Origin of the sequence: Planktotalea sp., from assembly GCF_039984035.1 — a bacterium.
In the GTDB taxonomy this organism is placed as follows: Bacteria; Pseudomonadota; Alphaproteobacteria; order Rhodobacterales; family Rhodobacteraceae; genus Planktotalea.
Map to the genome: position 1 here is coordinate 1 of NZ_JBDWVM010000400.1, position 7,967 is coordinate 7,967.

The following is a 7,967-nucleotide window of genomic DNA, read 5'->3' on the forward strand; positions in this document are numbered from 1 at the left end:
TGCCGAGCGATCATCCCCTAACACTTGCTAAAATGGCGCAAACAGGAACTGAATCCTTTCTAGAGCGCCGCGAAATGGGTGTTCTAAATATCGGAGAGACGGGCAATGTGACTGTAGATGGGACAACCTACGAGTTGGCCAATGGCGAGGTCCTTTATATTGGCATGGGCTCAGGACCCGTCGAATTCTCTGGAGCGGGCCGCTTTTACATCCTGTCCGCGCCCGCGCATCACAGCTACCCGACGACACATATTCGACAGAGCGATGCGAACCGCGTTGAACTCGGCTCCAAAGAGCAAGCCAATAAGCGCGTGATTTTTCAACTCTTGCATCCAGACGTGTGTAAGAGCTGCCAACTCGTCATGGGATATACGCAACTTGAAGAAGGCTCGATTTGGAACACGATGCCCGCGCATGTGCACGATCGCCGGATGGAGGCCTACCTCTACTTCAATGTTGATGCGGAGCAACGCGTCTTCCATTTCATGGGCGAGCCAACTGAAACCCGGCATCTCGTTATGGCGAATGAAGAAGCTGTCATTTCCCCACCATGGTCGATCCACAGCGGCGCGGGCACCGGCGCATATACATTCTGTTGGGGAATGGCGGGCGATAACGTAGATTTTACCGATATGGATATGGTCGAGATGGGAGATTTGCGATGAGCAATCCATTCTCTCTTGAAGGGCGTCATGCACTGGTGACGGGCGCCAATACGGGCATTGGTCAAGCGATTGCAGTTGGCCTCGCTCAAGCAGGTGCAAAGGTCACTTGCGTCGGACGGCGGCACTGCGAAGAAACCCTAACGCTTATCGAAGAGATTGGCGGCACCGCGGAGTCGAAGCTGACAGATTTCAGCGATCCAATGGCGGGACAGACCCTCTTTGCCGAGGGCGACATCGACATTTTGATCAACAACGCTGGCATCATTCGCCGCGATGATGCGGTCGATTTTACCGAAGCTGATTGGGACGACGTGATAGACGTTAACCTCAAGGCTTTATTCTTCACAACCCAAGCCTTTGCGAAGGCGATCCTCAACCGTGACGACCAAGGTGCTGTGGTCAATATTGCCTCGCTTTTGTCGTTCCAAGGTGGCATTCGAGTACCTTCTTATACCGCGTCGAAACATGGCGTCGCGGGCTTAACCAAAATTCTCGCCAACGAATGGGCGGCAAAAGGCATTAACGTGAATGCAGTCGCGCCCGGGTATATCGAAACCAACAATACCGAAGCGCTTCGCAACGATCCAGAACGCAACAAAGCGATCCTTGATCGCATCCCAGCAGGTCGTTGGGGGCAAGCTTCTGATATTGCAGGCGCGGCTGTTTATCTTTGCACGCCTGCCGCACGCTATGTGCACGGTGCCGTTCTGAATGTGGATGGGGGTTGGCTGGCGCGCTAACGGCGCCGACATCCAACTTAAACTTAATTCAAAGATCACTCACAAATAGCATTGGAAATGTTCTAAACAGGATGGTATTCGCAACTGAATCAAAAATGTGAGCGCTAACATATAGCCTCATTCGACAAAGGCGTGTTCTATGATCTTGAACTGTGGTGAAGCTCTGATTGATATGGTCGCTGGCCAAGATGACGACGGTCAAACGGTGTTTGTCCCTCATTCTGGCGGCGCGGTGATGAATACCGCAGTGGCGCTCGGGCGCCTTGGTGTGTCTTCCAGTTTCTTTGCTGGTTTGTCCTCTGATCTGTTCGGCGCGCAGCTCAAGGCGCATTTGGATGCGAGCCACGTTAGCTATGACCTTTGCCCCATCAGCGATGATCAAACGACACTGGCCTTCGTTCAGCTTGAAAATGGTCAAGCCAAATACGCCTTCTTTGATGAGAACACGGCGCTGCGCAACCTATCGCAAGCGGATGTTCCCGCCCTGCCAAAGGAAACGAAGGCCCTGTTCTTTGGCGGAATTTCTCTCGCTTATGGCACCTGCGCAGAAACCTATGAGCAAATGATCGTCGATGCCTCCAGCACCTATGTGACGATGATCGACCCTAACATTCGCCCGAGCTTTGTTCGTGATGAGGCTGCCTTCCGCGCACGCCTTACGCGGATGATCGGCGCGAGTGACATCCTGAAGCTCAGCGATGAGGATTTGGAATGGCTTGAGGGCGAAGGCGAGATTGATGATCTTGCGCGAGGTCTACTGGCCAAAGGCGTCAAATTGGTGCTGATCACTAAAGGCAGCGATGGCGCAACGGCCTATCACGCGAACCATGAAGTGCATGTTCCAACGATCCCTGTCGATCTGAGCAACTCCGACACAATCGGCGCAGGCGATACATTCAATGCGGGCGTTCTGGCGTCCTTGTCTGAAAACAATCTGCTCAGCAAAAGCGCCATTGCAGAGCTTTCAGAAGCAGACGCAAAAGCCGCTCTCGCCTATGGCATGGCCGCCGCACGCATTACCGTGTCGCGCAAAGGTGCAAACCCGCCTTGGAAGCACGAGCTAGAGCAAGCTTAAGCGCGCTTAATAGAACAACCGCACTAAACCGAGTGTGATTGCCGGAAAGGCAACCAAAAGCGCAATGCGTACAATATCAGAGAGTACAAAGGGCAGCGCCCCTTTGTATGTCTCGCCGATGCTGACGTTCTTGGACATATTGTTGATCACAAAGAGATTTAGACCAACGGGCGGTGTGATCAGCCCAATTTCGGCGGACATCAACACCAAGATACCGAACCAAATTCCCACCTCGCTCGGTGGAATGCCAAAGTCCAATTGCGTGATGATCGGCACAAAGATTGGGACCGTCAGAAAGATCATCGCGAGGGAATCCATCACCATTCCCAACAGCAGATACATTAACAACATTCCAATTAGGATCATCCATGGGCTGACATCTGCCTCAAGGAAAAAGGCAGCCAATGTTTGCGGCACCTGAGCCGAAGAAAGGAAGGAGTTAAAAACACCCGCTGAGACGATAATGAAAAAGATCATCGCGGATGTTTTTGCGGTCGAAAGCAGCGACTCTTTCAGCGCATTCAAAGTGAGCGAGCGATTTGCGATAGCAACCAGCGCGGTTCCTGCTACGCCCACCGCCGCCGCAGCCGTTGGTGAAAACGCTCCGGTGTAAATCCCGCCAATGACCAATGCGAAGATCAACATCACAGGCCAAACTGCAAACAGCGCGCGAAAGCGTTGTCGGTACGCCAGCCGCGCCGCAACACCAACGCTATTTGGTACGACGCGCGCATAGATCGCGATTGTCGCCATATAGCCCAACATTGCAATCAAGCCTGGGATGAAGGCCGCAGTGAACAGTTTCTCAATGTTTTCTTCAGCGAGGATTGCGTAGATCACCAAAACGACCGACGGCGGAATCAGAATGCCAAGAGTACCGCCTGCGGCAAGAGCGCCTGTTGACAGCGCTCCGCTATAACCAGCTTTGTCTAATTCCGGTAGCGCGACGCGGCCCATGGCAGAGGCCGTCGCAAGCGATGATCCACAGACAGCGCCAAATCCAGCGGAGGCACCAATTGCCGCCATAGCTAAGCCGCCACGCCGATGCCCCAGCCATGCTTGAGCCGCGTTAAACAGCGCAGCAGACATGCCGCCGCGCGTGGCGAATTCGCTCATCAACAGGAACAGCGGAATGATCGAGAGAGAATAGTTGGTCAGCGTGCCGTAGGTGAAGGTCTTAAGCTGGCTATCCATCATGCGTATATTTCCCGAGACCAAATAGGTCCCGAGCAAGCCGATCACGAACATCGATGCTGCCAGCGGAATCCGCAAAGCAATGACAAGCAAAAGAACGGGAAAGCTCAGCAGGCCAAGCTGAAAAGGCGTGATGAATTCAAAGACCATCAGGCTTGTCCTACCTGAGCAGGACTAAGAAGCGCGCGCGCAGAGCGCCAAACGCAAAAGCACGCGACGATGAAGAACGCGAGCACACAAAGCTCAGCGACAACATAGGTTGGCCAAAGCGGCACACCTAATATTTGAGATTCTTGCGCGGTACGCATACGCCCTACCGCTTGCTCAAAATCACCTTGCAGGAGCAGATTGCCCAAAGGCTCTTTACTGCCGCGCGCCTTTTTGAAGATCAAAAACCATTGCCGCGTCAAAATCAGATAAGCCAAAACCGCCAAGGCCAGATCACCGAGTAGATCAAGAAACCTGTTGAAACGTTGTCCTAGAACGGGTTCGAACAGATCAATCTTGATGTGCCCCCGTTGGATCATGGCCCACGGCAGTGCTGCGAACAGCGCAAAGCCAACGCCATATGTCACTAGCTCTTCTTCTCCTAGGATTGGCCGAAGCCATGACAAATGTTCCTCGACCCAGACCGGCCCTAACAGCGCCTCGGCGCTGCGTCGTCCGAGTTTGAGAAGGATGCTGAGACAGGTCGCGCAGGTCGCGAACAGCAAGCCCAAACCGCCAAACAAAGCAAGGCCCGCCGAAAAGCGGACCAAGGCAGTTTCCAATCGTTCAAATGAAATCATCGGGACCGTTCCACCTGCTCTCCATTATGAAGAGCAGGCCTTAACAACCTTAGTTGTTCGCTTCGATCAGGCCTTTGGCCGTTTCAATCGCAGCAGCGCCATCGAACCCGAGACCTTCAGCGCGCTCAATCCAACGCTCATAGACGGGTTGAGACGCCTCGACCCAGCGGTCAACTTCAGCTTGATCCAGCGTGATGATGTTGTTGTCCTTGGCAAGTGAGCGACCAAAGGCATCGCCTGCCCCTTGCTCTGTCGCCGCGATCACAGAGAGCGATTTGCCCGTTTCTGCATCCAGAATTGCGCGCAAGTCGTCGGGCATTTCTTCATAGATATCCCAGTTCATCGCCAGAACAAAGATCGCAGTATAAAGCGAACGATCACCGCTGAGTTCTGTGTGGTTGCCCACCAGTTCAGACAAGCGAATGGACGGTGTCACTTCCCAAGGGACAACCGTTCCGCTGATCACACCCTTTGAAATATTCTCGGGAATCTTCGGCAAGGGCATGCCAACCGGCGTTGCGCCCAATTCACCCAGCAAATCTGTGACTAGGCGTGTAGGTCCACGCATTTCCTGGCCCGCTAAGTCTTCAAGTTTCGCAATCGGGTCTTTGGAGTGGATTACACCGGGTCCGTGCACCCAAGCTGCGAGGATCTTTGTTTCCTCGAATTCGCCATCCTGCAGGTCGCTTTCAACGAGGTCGTAGAAGGCCTTGGACGTCGCGACATGGTCAGACATCATGAACGGTAGCTCAAATACTTCCGCTTGATTGAATCGACCAGATGTGTAGCCGGGCAATGTCAAAACTGCCTCAACAGCCCCATCTGCGGCTTGGTCATAAAGATCGCCAGGGCGCCCACCGAGGGACATGCTGTCGAACAACTCGATCTTGATACGCCCATCACTCGCTTCGGCGATGCGCGCAGCAAACGGAACCAGAACTTTTCCATGCAAAGGCGCTTTTTGCGACATGAAGTGATGGACGCGGATCGTCACATCCTGTGCCTGTGCGGTCGCAGCGGTGCAAAGCAGTGCAAGCGCACCCAAAGTTGTCTTGAGCAATGGTGATTTAGTTAGGCGCATTCTAGCAGTCTCCCTTAAGTTCACGGGAAGAAACCGCATTTGCGGCCACTTGAGGGCCGCAAATAGGACGCTTATCGTTGAATACGCGTCAAAATCAGCTCTTAACCCGCTCGTAACTCGGATCATAGATGTTCGCATCTATGACCTTTGCCTGAACCATTTGCCCCAGAACGTCAATTGAAACGACAGTTCCTAGATCCGCAAACGCTGGCTCGACAAACGCATATGCAAGATTGAGACCGGTGCGATATCCCCAGCCCCCTGAGGTTACTGTTCCAACAACGCGGCCACTGTCCATGACAGATGATCCACCGTGCGCCGCTGCGTCGGTACTTTCGAGCGCCATGGTGACCAATTTCACATTCGGCCCTTTTTGTTGCCGCGCGAGCAAGGCGTCTTTGCCAACGAAATCTTCTTTGTCCATTTTCACGAAACGGTTCAAATTCGTCTCAAACGGGTCAAATTCCGTAAGAATATCGGCTTTCCAATGCAGATATCCTTTCTCCAGACGCATACTATCTACCGCAAGGCCACCAAACAGCTTCATCCCATGCGCTTCGCCTGCCGCGCGCAAAGACAGATAGGCCGAATAAAGCGATGCGTTCGGGACATGAATTTCATAGGCCAACTCGCCAGAAAAACTTACCGCAAGAACAGTTGCAGGAGCGATCCCAATGAAGCATTCGCGCACCGACAACCAAGGGAAGGCGTCTTTGGACCAATCCTCACGGCTCACCGCTTGAAGAACATCGCGCGCCTTTGGACCGGCCACGACGAGGATCGTTTGATCATTGGTCAGAGAGCGAATTTGAACGTCTTCATCCGCTGTTAGGTGGCTTTGGAGCCAATCCATATCATGCAACTCAGACGCAGCGGCAGAGCCATACCAGACACGATCAGGACCGCGATCAGATGCTGGAATATTCGCAAGCGTTGCTTCGCCCTTGAGCATGCCGTGGTGGTTCAACAAATAGGACAGCCCCACGCGCCCCGCTTTGCGCGTGATACGTCCACACATCATGCGATCCAAGAAATCATGCGCATCGGCGCCCGTGATTTCGAACCGGTTGAAGCCATTTACCTCGCAAAGGCCGACGGCATTTTGAACAGCGTCGACTTCTGCGGCAACTACGTCAAAGCTCTCGTCAAACTTAAAGCCATGCGTGACATGAAAGTCTGGTGTCGGCTTGTAGAACTCGGCACGTTCCCAGCCATTCACAACCGTAAACTCAGCCCCTTCTGCCGCCAAAACAGGTGTCAGTGAGGTTGTTTTGGCCATGCGACCTGCAGGGCGTTGTTCATTGGGGAAGTGGAAACGAAACTCGTTCTGATAGTCCTCAATGGCCAACAAGGACGTCAATTCCACATTCGTGTGTCCTGCAAATCGACGCGGGTCGATGCACCACGTGTCATACTGCGCTTCACCATGCACAATCTGCTGCGCCAAGAGCCAGCCGTGTCCGCCACCTTCACCAAGCCCTGCGCGCAGACCGATAATGCAAAACGCGTTGCGCTTGTTCGGGATGGGACCGACCAGCGGCGCGCCATCGATGGTATAAGTAATCGGGCCGTTGACGATGGTCTTAATGCCAACTTCGGTCAGCGCAGGCATACGTTCAAACGCACCTTCAAGAACATCCATCACGCGATCGAGATCGTCAGGGCACAAGGCGTTGACGAAATTGGGATCGACGCCGTCCATGCCCCATGTTTTGCAGTCCTGCTCATAGAAGCCGACCAACAGGCCCCCTTTTTCCTGACGGGAATAGTAATCACTAATCGGGCAACGTAGCAGCGGAATACGCTGACCTGCATTCACCACCTCTGGAATGTCCTCGGTGATGAAATACTGATGCTCCATCGACATGACAGGGTGATGCACACCCATCATCGCGCCGACTTCGTTCACGCGGTAACCACAGGCGTTCACAACGATTTCGCAATCGATATCACCCTTGTCTGTGTGAACGGTCCAAGTGTCATCCTTATGCTGGGTCAACGACGTCACGGCCGTGTTGCGGTAAACTTCTGCCCCAGCTTTTCGTGCACGATACGACAAAGCCCCACACAATTGCGCGGGATCGATGTGCCCGTCTTCGCCGTCCCAGAGACCACCGAGCAGGTTGTCTGTCGAAATAAGTGGGTGACGACGCGCGCATTCTTCCGCATCCAGCACCTCGTATTCTACGCCCATCCCCTTCGCCATAGAGCGGAAATGACGATACCCTTCCATTTGCGCCTCGGTGTTCGCAAGGCGAATGCCACCATCGCCATGGTTATAGCCGACTGGATACTCAGGATCGTCGCGCAGCTCTTTATAGAGGTTGATGGAATGCGTTTTCAGGCCAACCATCGTTTGGTTCATACCAAAGTTCGTCACTTGCGCAGCGGAATGCCATGTCGTTCCTGACGTCAGTTCATTGC

7 protein-coding genes are annotated in these 7,967 nt (G+C 53.6%); 3 read left to right on the top strand and 4 right to left on the bottom strand.

Annotated features, from left to right (window positions below; all coding sequences use genetic code 11):
* From kduI to ABJQ89_RS17600, 3 genes are all read left to right on the top strand, one after another.
* Window positions 1-665, top strand: a 665-nt coding sequence (kduI, locus tag ABJQ89_RS17590) for a 5-dehydro-4-deoxy-D-glucuronate isomerase (protein ID WP_348497458.1), incomplete at its 5' end; no start/stop codon positions are given.
* Window positions 662-1,405: a 2-dehydro-3-deoxy-D-gluconate 5-dehydrogenase KduD gene (kduD, locus tag ABJQ89_RS17595; protein WP_348497459.1), complete on the top strand. Its 744-nt coding sequence runs from the start codon at window positions 662-664 to the stop codon at window positions 1,403-1,405. The genes kduI and kduD, both read left to right, overlap by 4 nt.
* Window positions 1,406-1,544: 139 nt before the next feature.
* Window positions 1,545-2,480 (top strand): carbohydrate kinase, encoded by a 936-nt coding sequence (locus tag ABJQ89_RS17600; RefSeq protein ID WP_348497460.1) that lies wholly within the window; start codon window positions 1,545-1,547, stop codon window positions 2,478-2,480.
* 6 nt (window positions 2,481-2,486) lie between these two features.
* Here the strand turns inward: ABJQ89_RS17600 and ABJQ89_RS17605 are convergent, their stop codons facing one another.
* The 4 genes from ABJQ89_RS17605 to ABJQ89_RS17620 all read right to left on the bottom strand — a co-directional run.
* The gene (locus tag ABJQ89_RS17605; protein ID WP_348497461.1) at window positions 2,487-3,824 is read right to left on the bottom strand and encodes a TRAP transporter large permease; all 1,338 of its coding nucleotides are present in this window, start codon (window positions 3,822-3,824) and stop codon (window positions 2,487-2,489) included.
* Complete coding sequence (locus ABJQ89_RS17610; RefSeq protein ID WP_348497462.1) at window positions 3,824-4,462, bottom strand: TRAP transporter small permease subunit; 639 nt, start codon at window positions 4,460-4,462, stop codon at window positions 3,824-3,826. The genes ABJQ89_RS17605 and ABJQ89_RS17610 overlap by 1 nt, the downstream gene beginning before the upstream one ends.
* A 49-nt stretch (window positions 4,463-4,511) precedes the next feature.
* A complete protein-coding gene (locus tag ABJQ89_RS17615; protein ID WP_348497463.1) occupies window positions 4,512-5,543 on the bottom strand; it encodes a TRAP transporter substrate-binding protein in 1,032 nt (343 codons plus the stop codon).
* Window positions 5,544-5,637: 94 nt separating this feature from the next.
* The coding region (locus tag ABJQ89_RS17620) for an FAD-dependent oxidoreductase (RefSeq protein ID WP_348497464.1) at window positions 5,638-7,967 on the bottom strand (2,330 nt) is incomplete at its 5' end.

Bases quoted from the DNA above. Each gene is read 5' to 3' on its own strand.
- kduD (WP_348497459.1), top strand. From the start codon at position 662: ATGAGCAATCCATTCTCTCTTGAAGGGCGTCATGCACTGGTGACGGGC.
- ABJQ89_RS17600 (WP_348497460.1), top strand. From the start codon at position 1,545: ATGATCTTGAACTGTGGTGAAGCTCTGATTGATATGGTCGCTGGCCAA.
- ABJQ89_RS17605 (WP_348497461.1), bottom strand. From the start codon at position 3,824: ATGGTCTTTGAATTCATCACGCCTTTTCAGCTTGGCCTGCTGAGCTTT.
- ABJQ89_RS17610 (WP_348497462.1), bottom strand. From the start codon at position 4,462: ATGATTTCATTTGAACGATTGGAAACTGCCTTGGTCCGCTTTTCGGCG.
- ABJQ89_RS17615 (WP_348497463.1), bottom strand. From the start codon at position 5,543: ATGCGCCTAACTAAATCACCATTGCTCAAGACAACTTTGGGTGCGCTT.